The sequence below is a fragment of the Candidatus Hydrogenedentota bacterium genome, assembly GCA_013359265.1.
GTDB lineage: Bacteria > Hydrogenedentota > Hydrogenedentia > Hydrogenedentales > SLHB01 > JABWCD01.
Window position 1 is genome coordinate 180,582 of record JABWCD010000011.1, and the last position, 26,171, is coordinate 206,752.

General features: G+C 60.9%; 22 protein-coding genes. 8 read left to right on the forward strand and 14 right to left on the reverse strand.

From position 1 onward, the window contains the following. Positions 1-3: 3 nt before the first annotated feature. Entirely contained in the window at positions 4-432 is a 429-nt protein-coding gene (locus tag HUU46_12155) for a hypothetical protein (protein NUM54391.1), read from the reverse strand. A gap of 380 nt (positions 433-812) precedes the next feature. On the opposite strand from HUU46_12155, the gene HUU46_12160 reads away from it, so the two are divergent. Together HUU46_12160 and HUU46_12165 are read left to right on the forward strand one after the other, a co-directional pair. Then, entirely contained in the window at positions 813-2,267 is a 1,455-nt protein-coding gene (locus HUU46_12160) for an MATE family efflux transporter (protein ID NUM54392.1), read from the forward strand. 25 nt (positions 2,268-2,292) lie between these two features. After that, the gene (locus tag HUU46_12165; GenBank protein NUM54393.1) at positions 2,293-3,198 is read left to right on the forward strand and encodes a tyrosine recombinase; all 906 of its coding nucleotides are present in this window, start codon (positions 2,293-2,295) and stop codon (positions 3,196-3,198) included. On the opposite strand, the gene HUU46_12170 is transcribed toward HUU46_12165, so the two are convergent. The 4 genes from HUU46_12170 to HUU46_12185 all read right to left on the reverse strand — a co-directional run bounded on the left by HUU46_12170 (position 3,164) and on the right by HUU46_12185 (position 9,878). Then, a complete protein-coding gene (locus tag HUU46_12170; GenBank protein ID NUM54394.1) occupies positions 3,164-6,286 on the reverse strand; it encodes an efflux RND transporter permease subunit in 3,123 nt (1,040 codons plus the stop codon). The genes HUU46_12165 and HUU46_12170 overlap by 35 nt on opposite strands. Positions 6,287-6,298: 12 nt before the next feature. Then, on the reverse strand, positions 6,299-7,855 hold the full coding sequence (locus HUU46_12175) for an efflux RND transporter periplasmic adaptor subunit (GenBank protein NUM54395.1): 1,557 nt from the start codon (positions 7,853-7,855) through the stop codon (positions 6,299-6,301). Then, positions 7,852-9,396, reverse strand: coding sequence for a TolC family protein (locus HUU46_12180; protein ID NUM54396.1), 1,545 nt, complete (start codon positions 9,394-9,396; stop codon positions 7,852-7,854). Before HUU46_12180 ends, HUU46_12175 begins: the two co-directional genes overlap by 4 nt. A gap of 65 nt (positions 9,397-9,461) precedes the next feature. Further along, a complete protein-coding gene (locus HUU46_12185; GenBank protein ID NUM54397.1) occupies positions 9,462-9,878 on the reverse strand; it encodes a hypothetical protein in 417 nt (138 codons plus the stop codon). A 143-nt stretch (positions 9,879-10,021) separates the two neighbouring features. Here HUU46_12185 and HUU46_12190 point away from each other — a divergent pair, with 143 nt between their 5' ends. The 3 genes from HUU46_12190 (at position 10,022) to HUU46_12200 (ending at position 13,560) form a co-directional block, all read left to right on the forward strand. Then, positions 10,022-10,636, forward strand: a complete 615-nt coding sequence (locus tag HUU46_12190) for an MBL fold metallo-hydrolase (GenBank protein ID NUM54398.1) — start codon at positions 10,022-10,024, stop codon at positions 10,634-10,636. Further along, positions 10,633-12,567, forward strand: a complete 1,935-nt coding sequence (locus HUU46_12195; GenBank protein ID NUM54399.1) for a hypothetical protein — start codon at positions 10,633-10,635, stop codon at positions 12,565-12,567. Before HUU46_12190 ends, HUU46_12195 begins: the two co-directional genes overlap by 4 nt. Before the next feature lie 66 nt (positions 12,568-12,633). Continuing rightward, a complete protein-coding gene (locus tag HUU46_12200; GenBank protein NUM54400.1) occupies positions 12,634-13,560 on the forward strand; it encodes an endonuclease/exonuclease/phosphatase family protein in 927 nt (308 codons plus the stop codon). A gap of 4 nt (positions 13,561-13,564) precedes the next feature. Here HUU46_12200 and HUU46_12205 read toward each other — a convergent pair whose 3' ends face one another. The 4 genes from HUU46_12205 to HUU46_12220 form a co-directional block, all read right to left on the reverse strand. Then, positions 13,565-14,869 (reverse strand): alpha/beta fold hydrolase, encoded by a 1,305-nt coding sequence (locus HUU46_12205; protein NUM54401.1) that lies wholly within the window; start codon positions 14,867-14,869, stop codon positions 13,565-13,567. A gap of 205 nt (positions 14,870-15,074) precedes the next feature. Beyond that, entirely contained in the window at positions 15,075-15,992 is a 918-nt protein-coding gene (locus HUU46_12210; protein NUM54402.1) for a hypothetical protein, read from the reverse strand. Positions 15,993-16,186: 194 nt separating this feature from the next. Then, a complete protein-coding gene (locus HUU46_12215) occupies positions 16,187-16,537 on the reverse strand; it encodes a hypothetical protein (protein NUM54403.1) in 351 nt (116 codons plus the stop codon). Continuing rightward, the gene (locus HUU46_12220) at positions 16,534-17,955 is read right to left on the reverse strand and encodes a Gfo/Idh/MocA family oxidoreductase (GenBank protein NUM54404.1); all 1,422 of its coding nucleotides are present in this window, start codon (positions 17,953-17,955) and stop codon (positions 16,534-16,536) included. Before HUU46_12220 ends, HUU46_12215 begins: the two co-directional genes overlap by 4 nt. A gap of 458 nt (positions 17,956-18,413) precedes the next feature. Here HUU46_12220 and HUU46_12225 point away from each other — a divergent pair, with 458 nt between their 5' ends. Together HUU46_12225 and HUU46_12230 are read left to right on the forward strand one after the other, a co-directional pair. Further along, complete coding sequence (locus tag HUU46_12225) at positions 18,414-18,644, forward strand: addiction module protein (GenBank protein NUM54405.1); 231 nt, start codon at positions 18,414-18,416, stop codon at positions 18,642-18,644. A 26-nt stretch (positions 18,645-18,670) separates the two neighbouring features. Beyond that, positions 18,671-18,937, forward strand: a complete 267-nt coding sequence (locus HUU46_12230) for a type II toxin-antitoxin system RelE/ParE family toxin (protein ID NUM54406.1) — start codon at positions 18,671-18,673, stop codon at positions 18,935-18,937. A 476-nt stretch (positions 18,938-19,413) separates the two neighbouring features. Here HUU46_12230 and HUU46_12235 read toward each other — a convergent pair whose 3' ends face one another. Together HUU46_12235 and HUU46_12240 are read right to left on the reverse strand one after the other, a co-directional pair. Continuing rightward, positions 19,414-20,385: a hypothetical protein gene (locus HUU46_12235; protein NUM54407.1), complete on the reverse strand. Its 972-nt coding sequence runs from the start codon at positions 20,383-20,385 to the stop codon at positions 19,414-19,416. A 142-nt stretch (positions 20,386-20,527) separates the two neighbouring features. Further along, entirely contained in the window at positions 20,528-20,719 is a 192-nt protein-coding gene (locus tag HUU46_12240) for a hypothetical protein (GenBank protein NUM54408.1), read from the reverse strand. Between the two features lie 554 nt (positions 20,720-21,273). On the opposite strand from HUU46_12240, the gene HUU46_12245 reads away from it, so the two are divergent. Next, entirely contained in the window at positions 21,274-23,763 is a 2,490-nt protein-coding gene (locus HUU46_12245) for a VWA domain-containing protein (GenBank protein NUM54409.1), read from the forward strand. Positions 23,764-23,840: 77 nt separating this feature from the next. Here the strand turns inward: HUU46_12245 and HUU46_12250 are convergent, their stop codons facing one another. The 3 genes from HUU46_12250 to HUU46_12260 all read right to left on the reverse strand — a co-directional run bounded on the left by HUU46_12250 (position 23,841) and on the right by HUU46_12260 (position 26,149). Next, a complete protein-coding gene (locus HUU46_12250; GenBank protein NUM54410.1) occupies positions 23,841-24,206 on the reverse strand; it encodes a septal ring lytic transglycosylase RlpA family lipoprotein in 366 nt (121 codons plus the stop codon). 350 nt (positions 24,207-24,556) lie between these two features. Further along, a complete protein-coding gene (locus HUU46_12255; GenBank protein NUM54411.1) occupies positions 24,557-24,940 on the reverse strand; it encodes a BlaI/MecI/CopY family transcriptional regulator in 384 nt (127 codons plus the stop codon). Between the two features lie 114 nt (positions 24,941-25,054). Continuing rightward, positions 25,055-26,149: a DUF2961 domain-containing protein gene (locus HUU46_12260; GenBank protein NUM54412.1), complete on the reverse strand. Its 1,095-nt coding sequence runs from the start codon at positions 26,147-26,149 to the stop codon at positions 25,055-25,057. Between the last annotated feature and the right edge of the window lie 22 nt (positions 26,150-26,171).

A 26,171-nucleotide genomic window follows, 5' to 3' on the forward strand; every position in this document is an offset into this window, starting at 1 on the left:
GGGTTACTGCCTATACCGCGACGCCAGCGTCTGCGACAGCAGACGGCCGTTCACATCGCGCCAGGTGATCGTGGCCCGCACTTCAAGCGGATTCGGCAGCGCGGATACCACGGTTGCGTTGGTTATCGGGAACTGGACCAGTCCGCCGCTCCCGTCAACCCCCGCCAAAGACAGCGTGGCGGAGGCCCCCAAGCCGTCCACCTGAACGGGCGAACTCTCGATCATGTCCGAGAATGCCATCCCGCGGAGCTGCTCGAGGGTGCTGACAAGTTGCGACTGCGCCAGCATTCGCGTCGTTATCACGGAATTCGAACTGTTGGCGTCGACAACCCCCCCGATGATGTAAAGGAAGGCCACCGCCATGATTCCAGCGGCAATGCACAGTTCGATGAGCGAGAAGCCCTCGTCCCTATTGCGGCACAACCTTGCCATCGTTTCCCTCCAACAGTCTCCCGTCCTTGCGGCCGGGAGCATCATCCCTGGGCCTGCGCCATCCCTAAGCACAAGTCCGAATAACAGTATAGCGTATATCCGTAAAATCCGCAATATCCGCTAAACTGGCACAACTAAATACTTTACATAGTTTATGTAAAACAAGCTCTATCAGTTTGATGGCGCTTTTTCATCTTAAGTCAATAGATAACATTCGGCCAAAAGCACGATCCTCTAAATCCACGGCCACGCCCGCGCACAACCGAGCCCTCGGCCACGGCCGACGGGCCGCCCAGCCCCGGCGGAAGTGCGCATGGTCCGCTATGGCAGTGGGGTTTTGGTGTGGTACGCTGCGCCGTTCCGCCGGGTGACCAATCGCAATGACAACCGCAGACCACGTCGACGACATCGAGCCGCGCTGGGCCGGACTGAAGGAAGTCCTGCGCATGGCCGGGCCGGTCATTCTTTCGAACATGTCCTTTACCGTGATGCAGTTCGTGGACATGGCGTTTGTATCGCGCCTGGGTACGGCCCAGTTGGCTGCGGTTGGGTCGGCGGCGCTGTGGTCGTGGGTTGTGGCGTCCCTGTTCGTCGGCCTCGTCAGTTCCGTGAGCACTTTCGTCTCCCAAAGTCTGGGCCGGGGGGAGAAGGAAAACTGCACGCGCTACGCCTGGCAGAGCATCTACATCTCGCTTGCGACGTCACTCATCGGATTCGCGATATACCCGCTGACCGGAATCCTCTTTGGCGCGATGGGACATCCCGCGGACGTTACCCGCTACGAGATCGAGTACTTCGAAGTCCGCGTGCTGCTCTACTTCCTCATTCCGTGGCAGGCGGCGCTCAGTGCGTTCTTCATGGGGATCAACCGGCCCATGGTGCCCATGCTCGTGACGGTAATCTCCAACCTAACCAACATCGTGCTCGATTACGGCCTCATCTTCGGCAAGTTCGGTTTGCCGCGGATGGAAGTGGCCGGCGCCGCGTGGGCGACCGTCGCGGCGCTTGCGGTCCAGAGCGTGGTGTTGCAGGCGATCTTCATGGGCGGCGCAACCCGGACGGAATTCGGCAGCATGCACCGCATCGGCGTCGAGTGGCGCAAGGTCAAAGAACTCGTGCGCATCGGAATGCCGGCGGGATTCATGTGGATGCTCGACGTTATCACGTGGGGCGTGTTCACGAGCTTTCTCGTCGGACGTTTCGGCGAAGTGGCGCTGGCCGCGCACAACGCGGCGATTCAAGTCATGCACATTTCGTTCATGCCCGCGATCGGACTGAACCACGCCATTGCGCCGATCGTCGGCCAATGGATCGGCCGCGGCAACGTCGAACGCGCGAAGTCGCGCGCCTACCTCACCACGCGCATCGCGATTGTCTACATGTTCGTCATGGGCGCCATCTTTGCCGTCTTGGGAAAGCCCATTCTCGTGGCGGCCTTTGGCGCGAGCACGGAGGTGGCTTCGCTGGGCCACACCCTGCTATTGATGGCCGCCGTGTTCCAAGGTTTCGACGCGGTCACTATCGTATTGTCCGGTGCTCTGCGCGGCGCGGGCGACACCAAGTGGCAGGCCATCGTCATGGGCATCGCCGCGTACTTCGTCTTCCTGCCATTGGCCTTCGCCCTCGCCATCCTCGCCAAGGGCGGGGCTATCGGCGCGTGGATCGGCGCAACGACCTATATCATTGGGTTGAGCGGCCTGTTCTTCTATCGTTTCTATGGCGAGAAATGGCGCGAGATCAACATCTTCAGCGAGCCGGTGTCGGCGGTCGAACCGGAGGCCGGCGCCGATGGAACCGGCCGGAAGAGCGGCGCGACACCGGATACTTGTCAATAATTCACATCTCCGGTACACTGGATATGTGAATAGCACGCAATCAGTCAGCCCCCTCGGGCCCCTCGTCGATCGGTTCCTCCAGACCGCCGTATTCGAAGCGGGCCTCGCCGAAGCCACCGTCGCCGCGTACGCGGCCGACCTGAGGGCTTACATCGAGTTCCTCGATGCGTCCGGCATAAACGATCCCAAGCGCATCACACGGGACATAGTACTCGACCATCTCATCGCGCTCCGCAAAACGCCGTTGGCCGCGAGATCGTCCGCGCGGCACCTGAGCGCAATTCGCCGCTTCCACGCCTTCCTGCGCGACGAACGCGAAACCGGCGCCGACCCCACGGAAGGATTCGATTCCCCAAAACTGAAGCGCGGCCTTCCGAAAGTCATCTCGCCCACCGACATCGAGCGCATGCTGGCCGCGCCTGATACCGGCAAACGGGACGGAATCCGCGATTCGGCGATTCTCGAGTTGTTCTACTCGTGCGGACTCCGCATCTCGGAATTGGCGAACCTGCCTCTGCGCGACGTCTCGCTCGACGAAGGAGCAATTCGCGTACGCGGCAAAGGGTCAAAGGTACGGCTCGTCCCGCTCGGCGCGCGCGCAATGACGCGCGTCCGCGCGTGGTTGTCCGTCCGCGCCGATGCTCCCGTGAAGGACGATACCCTGTTCGTCGGCCCGCGCGGACGCCGCATGCCGCGCGCCAGCGTGTGGTCCGTCGTGAAACGCTGCGCCCGCGCGGCGAACATCGCGCACAATGTCACGCCGCACATGTTGCGCCACACGTTCGCCACGCACCTGCTCGACAACGGCGCCGACCTCCGCGCCGTGCAGGAAATGCTCGGCCACACCGACATCGCCACCACCCAAATCTACACGCACGTCAGCACCGACCGCCTCGTCAAGGCCCACCGCGCGTTTCACCCGAGGGCGTGACGGACCCGGTCTTCCCGGGCGCGATCGCGTACAGGATCGGCAATAGGAACAGCGTCAGAAGCGTGCCGGTGATCAGCCCGCCGATTACAACCGTCGCGAGCGGACGCTGCACCTCCGCGCCAACGCCGGTGGAAACCGCCATCGGAATAAACCCGACGACATCGGTGATTGCAGTCGCGAGCACCGGACGCAACCGCTGCTTGCCGCCCTCGACCAACGCCTGCGCCAAACCGGCGCCGTTCCTGCGAAACGCACGGATCGCGGACACCATGATCTGGCCGTTCAAGACGGCGATGCCAGAGAGCGCGATAAACCCGACCGCCGCGCTGACACTGAACGGTATGCCGCGAAGATACAGCGCGATCACGCCGCCGATGGCCGCGAACGGCACGCCGGTATAAATGATTAGCACGTCGCGCAGACTGCCGAGACTGAAGTACAGAAGAAAGAACACGGCTAGCAGCGTAAGCGGCACGATGATCGCGAACCGCACCTGCGCGCGCTCGAGGCTCTCAAACTGCCCGCCCCACTCGACGATGTACCCCTCGGGCAACGACACGCCCTCCGCGATGCGGCGTTTTGCCTCGGCGACAAAACTCGCCACGTCACGCCCGCGCACGTTCGTCTGCACCCGGATGAGCCGGCGGCCCCATTCGCGGTTTATCGTCGCGGGACTGTCCGTCACAACGACGTCCGCAATCTGCTCCAACGTCAACCGCGCGCCCTGCTCCGTCGGAATCGGCGCGCTCTTCAACGCATCGATGTTCGCCCGCAACGAATCGGGCAGCCGCAGCACAAGTGGAAATACACGCTGCCCCTCGTAAACCGCGCCCACCTCGATGCCACCGAGCGCCTTCACAAACGCCAACACTTCCGCGCGCGGCACGCCGAACCGCTGCAACCGTCCCCCATCGACGCGGACCTGGAGCGTTGGCTGTCCCGTTATCTGGTCGGACGAAATATCGGCCACACCCTCAATCTCCAGCAACACGCGCTGGATATCGTCGGAAATGCGGACCAGTTCATCGAAGTTATCGCCGAGAATTTTGATGCCGACGTCGGACCGAATGCCGGACGACAGCTCGTTCATGCGCATCTCGATCGGTTGCGAATACGCAATGTTTAGTCCTGGCAGGTCATGCAGTGTCTCCTGCACCTTCGTCAGAAGTTGGGCCTGGTTTGACGCTCTCGTCCACTGCGCGCGCGGATGCAAGGTTAGAAAGATGTCCGTCAGTTCCGTGCCCATCGGGTCCGTGGCGATTTCCGCCACGCCAATCCGGCTCCAAACGTACTTGATCTCATCTGGAAACTCGTCAAGCAGCAATTTCTCGATGCGCGTGTTGTAATCCACGGACGTGGGAATCGCCACGCCCGCGAGCCGAATCACGTTGCCAACGATTGCGCCTTCGCTCAGGCGCGGCGTGAATTCGGCGCCAAGCCGTGTCGTAAGGACCGCGGCAATTACGAGCACAACCAACGTTGCTGCAACAATCGCCCACCGAAGACGCAGCGCTGCCGATAACAGGAGCGCATAGAGGGATGTGAGAAGGTGCGTCACGCCGTGGCGCTCGGCGCGCGCGTTCCATGGCAGGCCATAGTACGAAAGCACGGGAGACAGGAATACCGCGATGGCCAGCGCGCCGATCAGCGCAAAGATAAATGTCCACGCCATCGGCCGAAACATCTTTCCTTCGACGCCTTCGAGCGTCAGCACCGGCACGAAAACGATCAAAATGATGAGCATGCCGAACGCGATCGGGCGGACAATTTCGCGGCTCGACGCGAGAATCGAAGCAAGACGTTCCGCCGCGGTGAGCCGGCGTCCCAGACGCGCCTGATCTTCGCGCAACCGCCGCAGGTTGACTTCGGTCATCACGACGCTGCCGTCCACGAGAATCCCAAAATCGATCGCGCCAAGGCTGAGCAGGCTCGCCGCGATGGACATTTCGTACATTCCCACAACTGCAAAACACATCGCCATCGGGATGGTTACGGCCACGAGCAGTCCCGCGCGAAGGTTGCCCAGCAGCAGGAACAGAACAACGATGACCAGAATGCCGCCCATGACCAGATTGTGCGAGACGGTGTCGATGACGCTCGCGACCAGTTCCGTCCGGTCATAGACGACCGTAATGACGATATCTTCAGGTAATGCCGCGGATGCCGCGGCCAGGCGTTCGCGCAGCGCGTGGGTCACGTCGTTGCTGTTTTCGCCGAGCAGCATAAAGCCCAGCCCAAGCAGCGCCTCGCCCTGCCCCTGAAAGGTGACGGCCCCGCGCCGGATTTCGTGATCGAGCCGCACTTCCGCCACGTCACGCACGTACACTGGCTGCCCGTTGGCCGCGGTCATCACGACCGAACCGATCTCGTCGATGTTCGCGACGCGGCCCAGCCCGTGCACCAACAGCGATTCGCCCGATCGCTCGAGTTGCCCGCCGCCCACGTTCTCGTTGTTCCGAAGCAGCGCTTCTTCGACGTCGCTCATCGTGAATCCGTACTTGACCAGCGCCGCGGGATCGGCAATGACGTGGAATTGCTTCTCGTATCCGCCCCAACTGTTCACTTCCGCGACGCCCGGCACTTTGAGCAGTTCGGGCTTAACGACCCAGTCGTGCAGTTCGCGGACTTCCATGAGCGAGCGATCGGGGTCGGTCGAACGCACGACGTAATGGAGCACCTCGCCTAGCCCGGTCGAGATGGGCCCGAGTTGCGGCCGATCGATCCCCTCCGCAAGTTCGACGGTATTAAGTCGCTCCGAAATGAACTGACGTGCATCGTAAATGCGCGTGCGATCGTCGAACACCGCAACCACTTGGCCAAACCCAAACTTCGAGACGGACCGCACTTCGGTAAGTCCGGGCAAGCCCGAAATCGCGAGTTCAATTGGCAGCGCGATTTGTTGTTCGATCTCCGCGGCGTTCAGCGCAGGCGCAGTCGTGTTCACTTGCACCTGCACCGGAGACGTGTCGGGAAACGCGTCGATCTCCAATTCGTTCATCCGCCACAAGCCAAACAAACACACGGCGGCAAACGAGATCATCACGGCAAGACGGTTTTCCAGCGCGATCGTTATCAGTCGTTCGAGCATAGCGGCCGCTGCCTAGTGGTCCGTGCAGCCGGCGCCAAGCCGCGCTTTCAGCAACTCGGACTTCACCACGTAGCTGCCTTCCGTTACAATGCGGTCGTCCGCGCTCAACCCCGCCAATACCACAATGTGTCCATCGCTGGCCGCGCCGAGTTCAACGGGCCGCGTTTCAAACAAATCATCTCCAAGTTTCTTGAAGATGACAGGCCGCCCATCCACGTCTTGCACGGCCGTCTCCGGCACGGTGAGACCGGCATTACCGGGCGTGCTGTCCAGCGAGACGCGCCCGAAAAGGCCGTCCTTCAATAAGCCCTGCGGGTTTGCAATCTCCGCCCGCGCCTGGATCATGCGTGTAGCCGCGTCAACGGATGGCGCGATCCATTTCACCTCGCCGTCGAATGACACCCCCGGATATGCCTCGACCCGCGCATGAATTCGCGTGCCTACGGAGACCGCGGACAATTGGTTCTCCGGCACCGCAAACTCGACCCACATCGTCGACAGGTCGGCGATCTGAAACAGCACGGTACCCGCGTCTGCCGTCTTGCCCTTGACCGCGTTCCGTGCGATGACCGTGCCCGCGAACGGCGCGCGAACCGGCAGCGTCGGTTCGATGCTCCCGCCGGTCATCACGCGTTTGATGTCTTCTTCCGACAAGCCGAGGCTCAGGAAGTGCTGGCGCGCTTCGTCAATTGCGCTTTGATGCACGGCCACGGCCGCTTGCGCCGCGTCAAGGTCCTGCCGCGCCGATATCTCCCGCTTGAACAGGTCCTGCTCCCGCGCGAGCGTCTGCTGTGCGAGGCGCGCCTGCGCTTGCGCCTCGCTCATCTCCTTTCGTACCGCTGCGATTTCCGGCGAACGGACGGATCCAAGTATTTCGTCCGCACGTACGGCGTCGCCAACGTCTTTCAACACCTCGACCACAACACCGGCAGTCTGCGGAGCGACTTCGGCAAGCCGATTGCGATTGAACGTGACGTGCCCGAGGAATTCCCGCGCGCCGCCCCCGTACGCAGGGGCCGGCGAACCGGTCGCAACACCCGCCTTCGTCGTTGCGGCACCCGACGCGAACCGTACTTTCAGGCCGGCGCCCACCGGTATTTCCGCGAGAGCGTCCGGCCTGCAGTTGCCGCACTCCGCTTCCGGAAGGTTGTGCTCTTTGCAGATTAGCGCCCCGCTCGGCGCGTTGCCTTGCCCGCGGTCATCGTGCACGTGACCATCGTCAACCTTTGCGTGTTCATCCGATTTGGGCTTGAGTTCCGGATGACAGATGTAGCACTCGTCTTCGTACACGCCATGTTCGTTGCACCAAAGCCGGTTCGGATCGCGGGCCTCTTTGGACGGCTCTTTCTGCTGGGCAATTTCCGGGTGACAAATGACGCACTCGTCTTCGTACACGCCATGCTCGTTGCACCAAAGCCGGTTCGGATCGCGTTTCTCTGGTGGAACAGAGGCCGCGGGCGCGACGGCATTCGGCGCCGCCGCCTCGGGCGCCGTCTTTCCGCATCCGCAGAGTGCCACGGCAATCGCCGTCGCGGCGAGTGCAAGCGATGTGACTCGATATGTATTCATTGTGATTGCTCCGTTGATTCGTCGTGTGTGGCGCTGGCCGCGGCGGGGATTTCGATCGCCGAAACGATACCCGCGCCAACCAACCGTTCCATGTCGGCCACCGCTTGTTGATACGAAATGCGCGCTTCGAGAAGTTCGAGCCGCGCACCCACGGCGCTGCGCTGCGCATCGAGCACATCAAGAAACGCGAACTTGCCGCGCTGATAGCCCTCGCGCGTGAGCGCATAAGTTTTCTCCAACTCGGGCAGGATGCGCTGATCGAGGCCTTCAATGCGCTCCCGCGCCGCGTTGGCGACGGAGTACAGCTCCGTCAGTGCGGCGGCGAGTTCCGCTTCCCACGCGCGCCGTTCATCGCCCAGTTTCTCGTGGTTGAGTTCCGCTTCGCGTATCGCTCCCTGGTTGCGATGAAAGACGGGTAACGGCAGCGACGCTTCGAGCACGAGCGAGTGCTCCCAATCGTCCCCGCCGGAGTCCGCGCGCGAGGCAGCAAGACCATCCGATCCGAAACTCCAACCGCGCACGCCGCCTTCTTCGACGCCCGTCGCCCGGTAACCCAGCCGCACCGTCAGGTCGGGCACACGGCTGCTGCGCTCCTGCCGAAACACCGCGCCGCGCCGCGCCAACTCCGCGCCCCAGCGCTGTAACGCGGGATGCTGCTCGCGCTGGCCGATAATAGTCTCGAGCGGAGGCAGCGCCGGTGAACTCGAAACGTCGCCGACAGTCTCGGTAAAGATGGGGTTGGTCGATCCCCACGTCGCCGCCAACCGCAGACGCGCTTGCTCCAACTCGCGCTCGCGCGCGGTCAGTTCCAGACTTTCCTGTTCCGCCGCCGCGCGCGCGCGCCGCGCTTCCAACGGCGACACGCTGCCCGCCGCGACAAGTTGCGCCACGGTTGACGAAAACGTGTCCGCCAGTTCGACCACGGCGCGTTCCTCGTTGACGCGGCTCTGCGCCGCGAGCGTTTCCGCATAGTGCGCAATGACGTCGCCGACCACTTCATATCGCGCGACTTCATAGTCCCACTCCGCAACCGCGCGCCCGCGTTCCGCCGCTTCGATGCGCGCGGCGCGCTTGCCGCCCAACTCGATGATGTGCGAAAGCGATAGCGTGAACTCGGCATTGCCGAGGCCACTAACGCCGGATTGCTCGTCTCGCCCAAGCTCCGCGGACCCGTCGCCCCGGGATATCTGCGGGCGCAACGCAATCGGCGGCGTTTGCGTGCCGTCTATTTCAGGTTCGAGCGAAAGTCCCGGCGGCGCCACGCCAATCGCGCGCGTTGCCGTCGTGCGGTCCGCGCCGCCGCCAAGCACGATGTTCTCGATCTCGACCGACAACTCGGGATTCGGACGCAAACGCGCCTGCGTGATGCGCGCGTCACTAATGCGGATGTCCCACGCAAACGGCGCGAGCCGGGGATTATTTTCGAGCGCGGCGTCGACCGCGCGCTGCAACGTCAACGGACCTTCGGGCTCCACGAACGGTCGCCCGGGCCCCGCGAACGCAACAATCGGCGAAAGTAGAAGCGGAATAATCCGCCACATGGAAATTCTCCTGTTCAGGACACACTACTGGCGCGAGAAAGGACAAGCAGGGAACAGGAGAGAGGCTAGATACGGATGACGACCGTGGGAGAGACGAGGGATTTGAAACGCGTGCCGGCCACTGCATGCGCGCACGCGACGCGAAGTTCGTTCGAGCCGCCGGCCGCCCGCGCCACCGGTAGCGCCGTGACGCCATCGCCGATGGATGCCTTTGACGTCGAGCGCGATGCGACCAATGACGGCGCATCGACGCCCGAAAGCGGAACATCGGTGCAATCATTGCATTGGTGCGCGCCTGGCGTGCCCAAGGCGTACGCGAGATCGCCGGGCTGCTCGTCGCAGCATTCGCCGGTCTCACCGCACGCCGCTTCGATAGCGACGTTGCCCTCGCCGCAAAAACAGAGCACCATGCCGTCCACGCCGTTCAGCGTGATCGCAAGAAAAAGGACGGGCGCCAAACAATATGCTGTAATAGCTTTCACGGACGAAATCATCGCGTACGCCGGAATGGGTTGTCAAGACGGCCCGGCGATGTGCGAATTCTGCTGCCAAGTGCGCGTTCCCGGTTTGATCCCAACTGCCAAACGTCAGTAGCATCGTAATCGATCACGGTTCGCGGGGTGCCATGGAAATCCTTTCGTTCGAAACGACGCCGTTCATTGAGAATTGTTATGTCGTGCGCGACAGCGGCGAGGCGCTCGTCATCGATCCCGGTGAAGCCACCCCGGAACTTCTGGACGCGATCGAGGGATATACCGTCAAGACGGTGGTCAACACCCACTGCCACTGCGATCACTGCGGCGGGAACGCCGAAATACTGTTGAAGACCGGAGCGGAACTGATCTGTCATGAGAACGAGTTGGGCTTACTGCGCGCGCTGCCCCAGCAGGGCATGATGTTTGGCGTGCCGTTCGATCCGTCGCCCGACCCCAACCGATTCATTAAGGAAGGCGACACCGTTTCCGTCGGCGCCATTACGTTCGCGATTCGCGAAGCGCCGGGGCATTCGCCCGGTCACGTTATTCTCGTGGGCGACGGCTTCGTCATTAGCGGCGACGTGCTCTTCGCGGGCTCCATCGGCCGGACGGACCTGCCCGGCGGCAGTTATCCGCAATTGATTCAATCCATTAGAACCAAAATGCTGACGCTCCCCGATGTTACCATCGTATACAGCGGACACGGCCCCGAAACGACCATCGGCGTCGAGCGGCGCACGAATCCGTTTCTAGTCGACACATGATCGCCGCGGCACTACTCTGCGCCGTGCTGGCCGCGCCCGCGCTCGAAATTTCCATCGCGCCGGACCAGCCCGTCCCGTACATATACGCCGATGAGCCGGTAATTTTGCAGATCAAATCGAACGAAGACGGACAGGCAACCGGCGCTATCGCAATCACGGACGGCAACGGCGACACGGTTTCCATTTCGTTGCAGGCGATTCCGCTCCGCGCGAACGGCGCGCACTGGCAACCCATCGACGGCGCTCCCGCCGCGATCGGGCGGTTCACCGTCCGGGTCGCACTGACGGTCGGCGGCAGCACCGTCGCCAAGGATTTGGTCTATTGCCGTATCAAACGCCCCAACAACGCAGCGCGCGCGCCCGTCCGCGTCACGCTGAACGATCCGAGCCCGGCGACGCTCCATGCGCTGCGCGGCGTTCCACTTCGCGAGATCACCGTCCCCATCACCATGCCGGATGTTGCGGGGTTTGTTTCGTCCGCGGTGGCCGACGGTTTCCAGGTGACTGTGGCGCTCGATGCCGCGGCCGTCAGCGATATGGCGTCGCTCGTGCAACTGGCCGCAAAGCTTGGCGAAAGTGTCAGTGCGTGGCGCGTGTCCGTGCCCGATCTCGGCGTGGAAACGCTCGAATCGCTTGCCGCCGCGTTGCGCGACGCCGGCGCGCGCGGACAGATCGAGGCCGTCCTGACTTCCGGCCTCACCAACGTTAGCGCATACCTGTCCACCGGTCTCGGCCGATCGGCGTACAAGGTGTTTCTGCCGCACGGGAACGATGCCCCGTCCGAAATCGGCCAATTGCGCGCGGCGTTCGAGAGCGCGGGGTACGAAGGCTTCCGCATGCAGGAACTCTTCGCCGCGCCCGACGTGAAGAACGACGGCTCGAACCACTGGTTGATCGCGCGCAACCTCCTTGACGCACAGGCGGAGCAGGGTATGAGCCCGGAGATCGACGCAAGCATCGTGTTTGCGAAGAACGCCTTCGGCGAACCGTACACGCTCATCAGCGCCATGGCACACCGGCTGAACGGATACGCGTGCCTTGAGGAATTGCCAATGGCGCCGCGCGCGCGGGCCATCGTATTCCGGCAGTGCAACGCGTGGGTGATGGTCGCCTGGGCCATGGGCCAGCCGGTCGTCCAACCTATTCCCGTGGGGACGGTAGCGGACCTCGCGCTGACCGACGCCAACGACAATCCGCTTCCCGCGCCCGAGGCGGCGGACGGTTCGATCCGGCTCGCGCTGACGGCCGCGCCGGTGTATCTAAGCGGCAACGGCGGGTCTATGCTCGCCGCGGTCGCGAGGGCGGCAGCGCGAAAAGAGGCTGAAAGCTTCGCGAAAAACAAGTCCTTTCAAAAAGACCTTCCGGCGGAATTTGTCGAACTGATCAAGCCCATCGCCGCACAGGGGTTTAACCGTGTCGATCGCGTCACCTTCTTCGCGCTCCTGCGCATGTTCCCCGTACTCGAGCAGAAATGGCACGACGGCTCGATCGCGCGCGAGGTTGCCGTTCCGGCAATGGCGTCGCTCTCGCGGCTCGTCCGAAATCTGTGCGTGATCGAACAGGACTCCGGCGAGGCCTTTATCGAACTCTTCGCCGACACCGTCGCGCGCTGCGGAGATTACCAGTCGCAATACCTCACGAGCACCAGCGGCTCGGCGGAAAAACATGAGCGCGCCGACTGGCTGCTCGCGGAAGTCGCACGGCTCACCGCCGAAGCGAAAGCGTTGAACGACAGCGGGTGCTCCATCGAAGCGGTCGGCGTTGCGTCGCTTGCGGAATGGCGCGCGCGGTGTCTCGAGTTCGCGAAGAACGCCGCGCCGCTCGGGACCCCCGAACCCGCGCGCGCGCAGCCCGAGCCGAAGCCCGAGGAAAAACCGGCGCCGAAGCCCGCGCAGAAGAAACCCGCGCGCGCAAGCACCAAGAAGAAATAGCGTCCGGCGAACATTGCGCCACTATGTATGCTGGGTGGGCGCTATCGTCAACAGAAGGAGCGAATCATGCGTGCGATACTCGCGATTTGCCTTTGCGCCGCCGGCGCCTACGCGCAGACTCCCGGCGCGATCAAGGTCATTACGTACAACGTGCAATTCCTCCCGGGGATCGCGGAGGGTCAAAACAAGCGCCCCGATCCCGAGTACCGCGCGAAACGCATCGCGGAAGAAGTCGGCAAGTTCGACATCGTCGCACTGCAGGAGACCTTCGAGGAGCGGCACCGCACGGCGATCAAGGAAAGCGTGAAGGCCGCGTGGAACGGCCAACTGAACGCGTTCGAGAGCCCCAAGCCCGCGGGCTTCCTTACCAACGGCGGATGCCTGCTGCTTACGCGCCTTCCCATCCTCGCGACCGGCGCCGTCGTTTACAAGAATTTCTCTTCGCCAAAAGAATACGGGTTCCGCGCGGACGGCTTCGCCGCAAAGGGCGCGATCTGGGCGCGCATTGCACGAGGCGAATCGGCCAAGGACGATTATATCGACGTGTTCGTGACGCACCTCGAAGCGCGCGCCGACGACAAGCGCCCTCTGCAATACAAGGAACTGGCCGAATTCATCAAGGCGAAGAGCGACCCGAACCGGCCCTTGCTGTTGGTCGGCGATCTCAACACGCGCGGCATGGCCGAGTACCGAAACGATCCCGGGTCGCAGTACTCGGTCATGATGAAAGCGTTCGGCGAGGCGCGCGGCGAAGCGGGCATCAGCGACACCTGGCTTACCCTGATGGGCGACCAACTCGGCGGCACCACGGATCAGGAATCGGACACCGTTGGCCGGCGCATCGATTACATCCTGTTAGGCAACCCAAAACCGCCTATCGCGCAACTGAAACCGCTTGCGATCAAAGTGAACACCTATCAAGACCCGAAGGTCACGGCGCTGTCCGATCACAACGCGGTTGAAGCCGAATTCGAGTGGCCGTTGCCGAAATAGCGCGCTACGGATTGATGCCCTTTTCGTTCAGCCACTGCGCCGTATCGTCCCAGAAGGCTTGCGGGCGAACGCGGAACGGGAACGCCGCATCGGGCGCGGCGGCAACGCGGATGCCATGGTCCGCCCCGGGATACACGCGAACGGTAATGTCCTTGTTGGTCTCGTTCTTCACGCGGTTCAGCATTTCGACACCTTCCGCCGTGGGATTGCTGTCGTCGGCCTCGCCGAAGAGGAACAGCATCGGGATGTTCAATTCGCGCAGGATGGGCTCGGGGTTGAAGTCCATGACGCGCTTGTACCATTGCTGATTGATCGCCGTCGGCGGGCGCGGCGCCCACTCCAGCAGCATCCAATACGGCTTCTCGCGCATCGGCTGCATCCACTCGAGAAACTCCTGGTAACCCTCGCCGGTTCGAATGACGGCATTGTAACGCCGCATCATATCGATCGTGTCTGCGACGTCCTGGTCCGAGTACCCGTTGTTGCGCAACACGCGTTCGTAGTCCCAATACCCTTCGCGCTCGACAATCGCGGTGCCGCCCGAGATCGACACAAAGAACGCGGCATCCGCGCAGCGTTGCGCCGCCGCCTCCATAATCCAACCGGCTTGGCTGATTCCCCAGAACCCGATGCGCTTCGGATCGACGTCGTCGCGCGCCTGCAACATGCGCAAACCCGCGACGCCGTCATCGGCCAACTCGTTGAACCCGACGTCCAACCATTTCCCCGTCGATTTTCCGTTGCCGCGCTTGTCGAAGATCAGGCACACCATGCCTTGCCGCGCAAACCAATCGGCAGGTTGAACGAAGTGCCAGCGCGGGTTGTCGCCGCTGCCATGAAGGACCACCACCGCCCCATGCTTGCCGGGCGCCTTGGGCGAGTAGACGGCGCCCGCAAGCGTGACCTCGCCGTTCGTGAACGTCACCTCCTCGATCGCGTATGGCAGATCGGGCTTTGCTGCGCGCCGAAGCGAAAACGGAGCGCGATACGTGCCAACGCTCCACTCGCCGGCGATGCTTACGTTCTTGCCGCGGCCTTGCGGCGACCCCTCGAATACCAGCGGCGGCGTCGAATCGTACACGGCACGCAGCTTTCCGCCCGTCAGTTCGAGTTCGTCGAAAGGACAGTCCACCCATCGATACACGGGCATCGAGAACGATCCAGTGAGTTTGCCGTCCACTTTCGCGAACTCAACCTGTATCGGGCAATCCTGCCCTTTGTTCGTCAGCGCACCCTCCCAATAGCCCTCAATCGGATCGGCCATTGCGGAAACGATGGATAGCGCGCACAGGCACACCAGACCACGCATACCGGTGGCTCCTTCTTCGTTTCCTCCTTGGATGCCGCGCCGGGCGGGAGGGTTTACAGAATTTGAACGATTGCGCAAATCATGTGGCCGCCGCTTCGCGTGCCTGATCGAGATCGTCCTCGCAATCGGGTCCTTGGCTTTGAGGCCAAGGGTCGCGTACGGGGCTTCGGTTACGTGGTTTTTTGAAACGCTCCAGCGTCGAACGCTACAACGCAACCAACGCGCTGACGTTCGTCAGCGTGTAATTACCGATGATAGTCTGGCCTTCGGTGCGCTTTTCGCCCGACAGGTTCGCGCCTTTCTGCGCCGCGTACTTCTGCAATTCGCCGAAGATTCCCGCGATGGCGAAACTGACGCCGGTGACTTGCCCGGGTTCGGCGGTGGGCTGGCATTCGATGAGCAGTTTGATCGCCAACTCGTCGTCGCCGGCGAGGTCGGCCGTTAGCGACATCGTCGCAACGGGCGCGATGGTCTTGCGCAAACTATCGAGCGGCATCGGCAATGTCAGCAACTGCTGGTTCGCAAACGTGGAGAGGAGCGTGTACAGGCTGCCATCGCGGTTGTCTATGGACACTTCGCCGAGGTGCGTGCCCTCGAACGGCGGCAGGCTGGGCAACGTCACCAGACCCCATTCGGCCTTCACCGCATCGATCGTCGCGGCGTCGATCGACATGAAGCCGTCGAGCGAGAGCACGCCGCGCGTCGAAACGTCGAACATGTCGCTGGCCCACGTAACGTAGCCGATTTTTTTCGGGATCGCGTATGCGTCAATCGCGGGCGCAATCACCGGCGCGAGACGCTGCGGATTGAGAAACAGCACGACATCCATTCGCCCGCCGACGATGTCCGGCGACGCAAGCAGCGCGGCCTCGTACGGAATGACGCGATCGAGTATCCACGGCGATGGCGCGCCGGCGCCCAGCATTTTCGAGACAAGCGGCCGCGCCAGCGGCGGTTTTGCCACCGCGCGAACGCGCACGCCCTGCGTCAGGCGCGTTTCGTGCGAAACCCGGGGGCCGGCGAAAAGGAATTCGTAACGGGAATTCGCGACGTATACGGAGATCCCTACCGCAAGTACCACAATAACGAGCGCAATGAGCGCGAATTTGCCTATCTTCTTCACTTGTGAATACTCCATCTACGCGAACGCGTTTCGCGTCTATCCAGTTTACGATTCGTCAGATCGTGTTCGTACTCGTGCTCGTCACCGTACGCGACACTCGTTCATCGAGGAATCGATCCACGAGTACGAGGATGAGCACGAGCACGAAACGCAGATTGCAGTGAACGTTATCGTAAGTATTCGAGAACGATCGATCATTCGTCCGTTACCGCCTTTCTGCGCGATAGCAGATAGATGCAGCACGGCACCACGACGAGGTCCACCGCGACATGGAACACGCTGAACGGATTGCGGTGCAGGTGCAGAAAGCGCCACACACCGAGCGCGCCGCCGATACTGGGCAATATTGCGGTCAGCCACAACGCGGCCCGGCCTTTGCTGAAACGCAGGTACAGCCCAAGCGCGAAATAGATTCCGCCGAAGATCGACGCACCCCACGCCGAATGGTTCGCGGGATAAAAGTACAACTGTGCGACGTGCGTCACCCCGGAGACTAACATCAACACGGCCGCGACGCGCCGCGGCGCCGGCATTCGCTCGCTCATGTCGCCGTCGGCTCCGGTTCCTGCGGCCAGCGCGACGCGCGGTTCGGGCGCGGGTGTTTCTTCACGTACTTCTCTTTCGCGTTGTCCCAGAAGATTACCTCGTCCTGCCGCCACGAATCGCAACCCATGCGTGCCGCGGCCATCGCACGGTACGCGGTTTCCGGGTCGCAATGCACGGCTCCGCGCGTGCGGCACGCGTTCAGGAAATTCGTCATGTGGTCTTCGCGCGTCTCGTTCTTGACGATGATTTCCGGCGCGCCGAATTCCTTGGTGAACCACTCCGCGAATTCCTTTTCCGCGGTGACCTGCATGCCGTCGTCGTGCGGACGAATCGTCGCCTTGTGTCCGCGAATCGTGATGGGATTAAACTGCCGGTTGGCCATGCTCGAGGTGAGCACCAGCGTTACGTCCTCGGGATAGTCGAGGGTCACCATGAACGTGTCGGGCACCTCGCGGTCGTCGTGCTGCACGTAGATGCCGCCGCCGGCGCTGGCCTTTTCCGGCGCGCTAAGGCCCAGCGCGATCGTCATCGGCGCGAGGAGATGATAGAGCAGATCGGTCGCGATCCCGCCGGAATAATCCCAGTACTTTCGGAACTGAAAGAAACGCGCCTTCGAAAATGGACGTTTCTTCGCGGACCCGAGCCACTGTTCCCAGTCGATGTAATTCTCGCCGGACGATTCGTCCTGGCTGGCGTCGGGATCGATGGGCCAGTTCCACTCGCCGCCGCGATCGTTCGGCCCACCCGCGGAATTGCGGCCATAATCGCCCTGCGCCCACACGACCTTTCCGATGCCGCCTTTCTCGATGAACTTCTTCGCCTGCCAGAAGAAATCCTGCGACGTGCGCTGCGCGCCGCACTGAAACACGCGGCCCGTTGCGTACGCCGTGTTGCGAACGGCGAGTGACTCCGGGATAGTCAGCGTCACCGGCTTCTGACAATAGACGTCCTTGCCCGCGTTCATCGCGTCAATGCTGATCTGCGCGTGCCAGTGGTCCGGCGTCGCGACGACGACCGCGTGGATATCATCGCGTTCGAGCACCTTCGTGTAGTCATAGTACGTTTCCACGTCGCGCCCGACCGTGTCCTTCACGCGCTTCCGGTTTCCGTTCTGGCGCTTCGTGTAGCAGTCGCAGACCGCGCGGATTTGTTGTTTTTCGCCGCCCTTCTCGCGTTCGAGCAGTTCGCCGACGTGCCCGCCCCCCATGCCGCCCACGCCAATCATGCCGATGCCGATGACCTCGTCCGGCTGAAGCAAACGGCCGGTCTTCGGCTCGTGGGGATTGTGCTTGCGCGCGGTCACCCAGCGGTCGGCAGCGGCTTCCTGAGCGGCCAAGCCCATTCCAACTGCTGCCGCGCCAACACCGGCCCGTCGGAAGAAGTCGCGCCGGTCCATGCCCGAACCTTTCTGCGACATGACGTACCTCCCCTTGCGAACTCCGTCGCGTACGTAGACCCCACGCGAGTATACGGCGCAACGCCGCGGGATGCACTTCGTGTCCACTTCTTAGCCCAGCGCGTTGCACTGGGGTGAGGGGGTGTGGCCGTGTTTTTCTGACGGAACAAGGGGGCGGCGCCGGGCCAATATCGTCATAACCCGAGATTTCATGGCCGCATTCCGTTACCGAGTGCGCTCCCAAGCGGGAACAAAAGACCATCCGGCTCAGGTATCCGGCGCGATTCTCGTACTCGTGCTCCTGCCGCTCCGAAAATACGCACACTGTTCCGCGCGCCAAAGGCGCAACTCAACCCCAGCCAGGGGCATCGCCCCTGGAAATTGGCCACGCCCCTATCGCCGCGCGCTGAAAGCGCACTGCTCAATTTTTCGTCATCCGCGGCCTTGCGTTCAACGAGCACATCGCATACGCTTATTGTATGCACACGAGCGTAGAACAACTCGCAGAAGAAGCTATGGCGCTTCCTGCGGCGTCGCGGGCCCGATTGGCGGACATTCTTGTGGAAAGTTTGGGTGTCGCGGAACTGAGTGACATTGATACGCTATGGCTAAATGAAGCCAAACGCCGCCGCGACGACGTCCGTGCAGGGCACGTTGACACTATTCCGGGCGATGAGGCCCTCCGTAAGGTACGTGACAGCCTGCGCTAACGCGCTACGAGTTTCATCCCGAAGCGCTGAACGAATACCTCGAAGCAACTGCGTATTACAATGAACAAAGCGGAGTCCTTGCGGAGCGGTTCGTTGAATCGGTTGAAGGCGCCATTCAACGCATTCCCGAAGCGCCGAATCGGTGGCGCATTCTCGATGCCGATGTCCGCCGCTGCCTGACACACGTATTTCCATACGGCGTGCTGTATACGATCGAAGCAGATTACATCCTCATTCTGGCTGTGATGCATTGCAGCAGGGAGCCTGGTTATTGGAAGGATCGGCGAAGATAAAACTGTCCTCGCGCATGCCAGAAAGTTCAAAGCAGAGCTTTTCAAGAGTGGGTTGCCAACTAGAAATTCGGCAACCAGAAAATTGAAGCGATTTTTAGCGCCACCGTTCTTCGTCTACCTGCCCAAAGGCAAGGACTGCCGCATCGAAGGCCGGGTCTTCCTGCCAAGTCCCCGCTAGCGAGGCGGGGTCAACTGCAGGGCTGGCTTATTCACCTGTAATTGCGCGGCAGAAGGAAAGTGCGTTGGTGACGATGTCGAAGCACGGACGCGGCTGGAATACGGGAATTTAGTCGACGTCTGTGCAGGTGAGGTGGTAGAGGCTGGGTGGTTCAACGATTTGGCTGCGTGACCGCATGGTCGATGGCAAATGCCAAAGCGGAGACCTTCAAGAGTGACCAAGCGGGAACTTGGCGACGAGAACAAAAAGTTTCCGTGACATTTGCCCGCGATTGCTCGATCACCAGTTGTGCTAGACATCACGTATTACCAAGCGCGCGGAAAAATACTTCCTTGTCGGCCGCGTTCCTTCGCTCCCATTCGTCGACCATTGCGGGCAAGCCACCCGCGCCCTCCGTAGCAATCATCACGCCTGGTGATATTAAGTTACCCATGTGATCTGTCAATTGATGGAAATATCGACTTTTAGCATCATCCTTAAAGCGCGCTATTTTGGGCAAATGCATCATGCTGTGTGCTGGATGTCGCACGGGAACATTTGGGGTATTAGAATAGGTAGAAATCGATGATTTTAAACGATACTCATTTTCATACGCATAACACTCGCGTTTAATGTTTGGCGCGAACAAACACAAACGCTCCGTAATCCAGCATGCCACAGCATTAATTCGATCATTTATACTCAGTTGATGCAGGACGATATGCGCATCGTGCAAGAACTCGTCAACGAAGCCAAAACCCATCTCTGAAATGAAAGCGATGAATTCTGCCTTTGAATAGGTAACACGCGAAAGCATAGAGCTCGTAAACGGCTGCGGAACTGAATAAGCAAAAAAAGGAAGCAAGAAGTTAAATGGTATTATGCATCTCCCATATTCAGTTCTCATTTTTTCTGACAAAGGATCGGTGGTGAGGCATGCTACGTAAACTTTCACACGAGGATTGCTAACGTTTGCGATTTCAAATTCGATGTTGGCGATGACGTACTCTAAAATTTTCGGTACTCGCTTAATAAGCCGCTGGTCAAGCCTCGAAATCAGAAATTCAATGACCTTGTGGTCTTGATGTATCCCTGCATAGATAAGTTTTAAATGCTCCGCGATGAATTTCAATCCCAATATATATTCATCGGTGTCGTTAAAGTCCGACGTTGGCCGAGCCAAAAGGGATTTACTATCCAATAAATCCGCTAGAAATTGGTCCTTTGTGTAGTGGTATAAAGGCGGATAATTATTTACGACCATCCCCAATTGCGCCGACAAACTAAGCATTGGGCTTACCCCACTTCCAACAACGCTGCAATAACTGGCACTCGATCTCGCTCAGGATGCATCTGCGCCCTATCCACCTTCGATGGCCTTTCTCCGGGTTCGCAAATTTCGGGCTGCGCACCATCCGAGTCTAGTAGAGAGCTCAGTTGGCGTCCTTGGATTGGTTTCGTGGCGTTCTCTGGTCAAGTTGGAAGAGCACGGCCTTCAGCGTGGCGCGTTTTCCGCAGTTTGAATCGGTAATGACGACAATTTCGGCCCAACCCGTGGGGATGTTGAGCGGAAGCTCGATCGTATGATCTTCAGCGATGTGGCCATTGAATTCGTACGCGGGCATGGGCCTACTCCGGTCCATCAAGACGTTGCGTGAATGATTGTTGCATGAAAGTCGGCGGAGTGACAATTGGTGCAGATTTGTCGGCCACGACCGTCCGGCGCGGAGACCGGACGCTACAATTCGAAGAGTCGATTACGATTACGAGGACGATTACGAGCACGAAGGATGGAGACGGAGCGTTTTGGTGCAGGGTGCTGTCCGCATTAGGCGCCTCGTGTCGGTCGATTCCCGATCCGCGTGATCCGCGGTCCATCCTCTTCCAAACCTTTGCACGCCTCCCGTACATTCTTGTAACAGCCTCGTTTCCCAATCGAGCCTTCCGCATTTTCGCGACACTTCCGTCAACCAAACAGAGGTCGTTTAGCACGGCGCCACACTTCCTTCTCCGTGCTCTCCGTGTCTCCGTGGTCAATTCCCCAGTGCAACACGCTGGGCATATGTAATGGAGGCATACTCGCGGCGCGGTCCCCGAACCGCCCTGCGTCCGCGGTGTCTCATCCGGTAAGCGCGCGAACGAAAAGCAGTTAATCAACGCTTATTGGAGAGCTAGTCCCATGTCTACGCTAAAACGGTTGTTAGGAAAGTTTGGCGCGGCGCTGTTTGCCGCTGCGATGTTGGCGCCAGGCCCTATGGCGTCGGGGTTGGAGGCGGCCCCTCCGCTGCCGGGTCGTGAGCGGGAGATTCTGCCTGGGGGGTGCATCATTGTCCCGCCGAAAGACGGGCGGCCAGGCGGCGAGTGTCCGCTCGAACATACGGACGTGAAGGCGGAAGTCTCGGGCTTCATTGCCCGCGTCACCCTGACGCAGCGGTTCGGCAACCCGTTCACCGAGCCGATCGAGGCGGTCTACACGTTCCCGATGTCCGACCGCGCCGCGGTGGACACGATGCTGATGAAAGTGGGCAACCGCGTGATCCGTGGAAATATCAAGGAGCGCGAGGAAGCGCAGCGCATCTATCAGCAGGCGCGCGACGCCGGCAAGACCGCCAGCCTTCTGGATCAAGAGCGCCCGAACATCTTTACGCAGTCGGTCGCAAACATTCTTCCGGGCAACACCATCGAGATCACGATCTCGTATGTCGAGTACCTGAAGTACGAGGACGGCGAATACGAATTCTCGTTCCCCATGGTCGTCGGCCCGCGGTATGTCCCCGGCAACGTGACCGCGCCGAACACCGACCCGCGCAAGGCGGGGCCGAACGCCACGGATCAGGTGCCGGACGCAGGACGAATCAACCCGCCGATCACGCCGGAGGGCACTCGCGCCGGGCATGACATCTCGTTGAGCGTAAAAGTGGATGCCGGCCTGCCGCTGCAGGACATTCAAAGCGTGTTGCACGAGGTGGATGTGCAGTCCAACGGCAACATCGCGGAGGTGTCGCTGAAGAACAGGAGCGAAATTCCGAATCGTGATTTTGTTCTCAAATACAAGGTGGCCGGGCAGGACATCGGCGACGCCGTACTGTCGCATGCCGGCGCGAAGGGCGGCTTCTTCACTCTCGTGCTGCAACCCCCCGCGCGCGTGACGCCGCAGCAGGCCACGCCGAAGGAGATGATCTTCGTCATCGATTGCAGCGGCTCGATGAGCGGCTTCCCGATCGAGAAAGCGAAGAAGACGATGAAACTGTGCATCGAGGGCATGAACCCGAACGACACGTTCAACCTCGTGACGTTTGCGGGCGGACTCGGCTACTGCTTCGACAAAGTCGTGCCGAACACGCCAGCGAACCAAACGAAAGCGCTCGAGTACCTCGCGAACCTCGAAGGCGGCGGCGGCACCGAAATGATGCCGGCAATCAACGCCGCGCTCGGCGGTCCGCACGACCCCGAACGGTTGCGCGTCGTCTGCATGATGACCGACGGCTACATTGGTAACGACATGGAAATCCTCGATGCGATCCAGAAAAACGCGAAAGACACGCGCGTCTTCTCGTTCGGCATCGGGAACGGAGTCAACCGGTTCCTGATAGACGGTATGGCGCGCGAAGGCCGCGGCGAGGCGGAGGTCGTCTCGCTCGAATCCGACGGCGACGCCGCAGCCAAGCGGTTCCACGAACGCATCCAAAGCCCCGTCTTGACCGACATTTCGGTCGACTTCGGCGGACTGAATGTTAGCGAAGTGTTTCCAGATCCCGCGGCTATCCCCGACTTATTCTCCGCGAAGCCGCTCGTGCTGACCGGACGCTACTCCGGCTCCGGGAATGGCGCGATCACCGTGCGCGGCGAGACGGCGGGCGGCCCCTTCGAGCGCACGATCGACGTAAACCTTCCCGCAACCGAACCGGATCACGACGTGCTCGCGCCGCTCTGGGCGCGCAAGCGCATCGACTGGCTCATGGAGCAGGACTGGCTCGGTATCCAGCGGGGCAACGCGAACAAGGACGTCAAAGGCGATATCACCAAGCTGGGCCTCGAGTTCGGACTCGTGACGCAATTCACGAGTTTCGTCGCGGTCGAAGAGAAGGTCGTCACGGAAGGCGGCAAACCCAAAACCGTCGAGGTACCGGTCGAAATGCCCGACGGCGTCAGCTACGAAGGCATCTTCGGCAAGGAGCGCGAACAACTCGCCGCACTGGGGTATGCTGGCGTGGCATTCAACGGCGTTGCTTCCACCGCGCCCGCGGCGCCCGCTCCGATATTGCGCCAGCGGTTAGAGAGCGCAAGCCGGGCAATGAAGGCAGCCGACGCGATTTCGGGCGAAGCGCGCCCGGCAGAGGCAGCGGCGGCCCCGACACCGGTAATGACGGAGGAGGCAAAAGCGGCTGCGTCGCCGAAGTTGGACTCCAAGCTCGTTGGCTTGGCTGGCAAGCTCGTTAACGGCAACTACTCCCAAGGCAACGTGAAGGTCTTGAACGGCGTGATCAAGGTCAACGTTTATCTGTCCGACATGTCCGACGCCGCGATCAAGGCAGTGAAAGACGCGGGCGGGAAGGTCGTGGCGGAACGCCGCTCCGGCAAGATGCTCTTGGTGAGCATCCGGGTGCAAGACCTGGCGAAGCTCGCCGAAGTCGAGGCGGTGGTGCGCATCGAGCCATCGGGATCGTAAATGGGCCGTTAGGCTCCGCTTAAAATGAAGCGGCCCGGAAGTTTCCCTCCGGGCCGCATCGTTTTTTGTAGCGCCGCCTAACGCCGAATCGGCGTTACGGTTGGCGCGTTGCGTCCCAATCGATAGACTGAAACTTTTGCCGTGCCCGATCCCGGGCTGAGCTCCCGCATTGCCGCCTGCGACAAGTCAATGACCCGTCCTTTCACGAAAGGACCGCGATCATTCAATCGGCATACAACCGATTTGCCGGACTCGGCGACGACCAAAACGTAGTCGCCGAAATCGCCCGTGTTCATGGCACAGGTAAAGCCTTCGTTGCGCATGCGCTCGCCGGAAGCAGTCCAAGCGCTGCTGCTGGCGATCGTGTAGTACGAGGCCTCCCCCACCGCTACGGGTTGCAAGGGCTGATGCGAAAGCAACATGAGCGCGATTACCTCGAACATGGTTCGGCTCCTTCGCTTGTTGCTTCGTGATTCCCGCACGCCTCCCGGAACCGCACTTTCAGGAGGCTTACGCGAAAAGGATAGCAACCGCCCCCCCGGATTGCAAACCAAAGTCAAGGAAAATTTGGGGAAATACGACAGATTTCGGAGGCATTGTCATCGGAGCGGATGGTAACGGTATGCAGCGGGCGGACGGCGTAGAGTTTTTGAGTGCTATTGCTACATATAGCACTCAGCAGCAATGACTTACGTATCCTGCGCGTGTCGGATTTTGGAGCACGGCGATTCATCGCGAAACTGCGGCAACATGCGGGACGAGAAATGCGGGCTGGCCTCACGGCAACGTGAGTTTATTTGCCCTTGTGCTGGTCGAGCAGTCGTTCGATGGCGTCGACCTCCTCGCGGGAGATGGATTTGGCCCTGAGCGCGTGGAGCACAAGTTGGGAACAGGACCCATCGAAGAGTTGGTCGATGAGTGCGCTGAGTTGGGACTTGCGGACGGTGTCGCGCGGGATCGCAGGCTCGTAGACATGACTGCGGCGGCTCTCGTCGCGGCGAACGAGGCCCTTGTCCGTCATGATTTGGAGTAGTTTAAGCGCGGTGGTATAGCCGGTGCGGCGCACCTGGTTCAAAGCTTCGTATACGTCCCGAACCGTCGACGGTCCCCGCTGCCAAAGTACGTGCAGTATTTCGAGTTCCGCCGCGGTGGGACCTTGTGTAGGTCTCCGCGCCATACTGATTTGAGCCCCCAAAGCAGTATCTTTCTCGTTTCAGCGATTATAGATGAACCTAGCGAGCGAAACCAGCGCGGGGGTTGTCGCATCACGAAAGCGCGAAAAGTGCGTTAGTTAAGGAATGCTCTGGTGGTCTCGGTCACGAAGCCGGTACCAACAGAGAAGTTCGTTCGCGCTGGGAGTCGGCGGGTTCTGGCCCTCGGGTGTGTTGAGGTAGGCAAAAGCCACCGATGAATAGACAAACGGCTTCAACCGCTCCGGCGCCCACGGATTCACGAAGTCCATCTTAAATCGTTCGCGGAAGTGGATGGCGTCGGCGTCGTGCGCACGGTACATGGCAACGGATGCGGTGAGCGCGTCTTTCACGGGCACGCCGTGGAGCGGGCCGGCGAACTCGGCTTCGCGGAAGTACCAGCCGCCGAGGAAGTAGTCTTCGAGGCCGGTGCCGGTGATGCGGGGCTTCTCCCAGTCATCGTCAATGTATATGTACTCGGGCGCTTCGAGGAAGCTGAGGTAATTGCGCTCTTCCCCCTGCATCGAGAGGGTGCACCCGACGTACTGGCCGCGGGCGGTCCATTCTGCGATATGGACGGGATTGGGGCCTTCGTTCTTGCCGGTGTGAAACTGGGCGTGAAAATAACCCGCGTCCTTCGGGATATTGCCGGTCAACTGGTAGAGGACATTCATAAACACTATGGTGTCGATGGCGTCGTCGCGGTTTTCGATCTCGATCTTGAACCCTTTGCGGAAGGGCATGGGGAACTTGCAGTAGAAGCCGCCACTGGACATGCCGAAGTACTGCGACGCGAAACTCTTCACTTCGCAGAGTCCGATGCCGAAGAAATCGCCCATGGGCGCCTCGACGGCGGGTTTGTCGGAGCCATCCCAATAGATTCGAAGGATAAGGGTCTTGAGGATGGTTGGGTTGATCGGCGCGGAGGGGTTCCAGTGTTGCCAGAACCAGCCGGGGAAGGTGAGCCAAAGGTTGGCGATGTAGCCATTGCCCTTCACTTCGCCGACGGTGACCGCTTTGCCGCGCGGCACATCGATAACCTTGTTGCGGGTTTCGAGGTTGAAGGTGGTGAGCTGGCGGGTGGTGTCGTCGCGCAGGCGCGCGATACCGAGCGGGTCGTTGGCCCCTTGATCGGCTTGGGCAAGACCGGCCAGCGTCACGAGCAGGAAGATTTTGGTTGCGGTGCGCTTTGGCATATTTGTTCTCTGCTGTCTTACG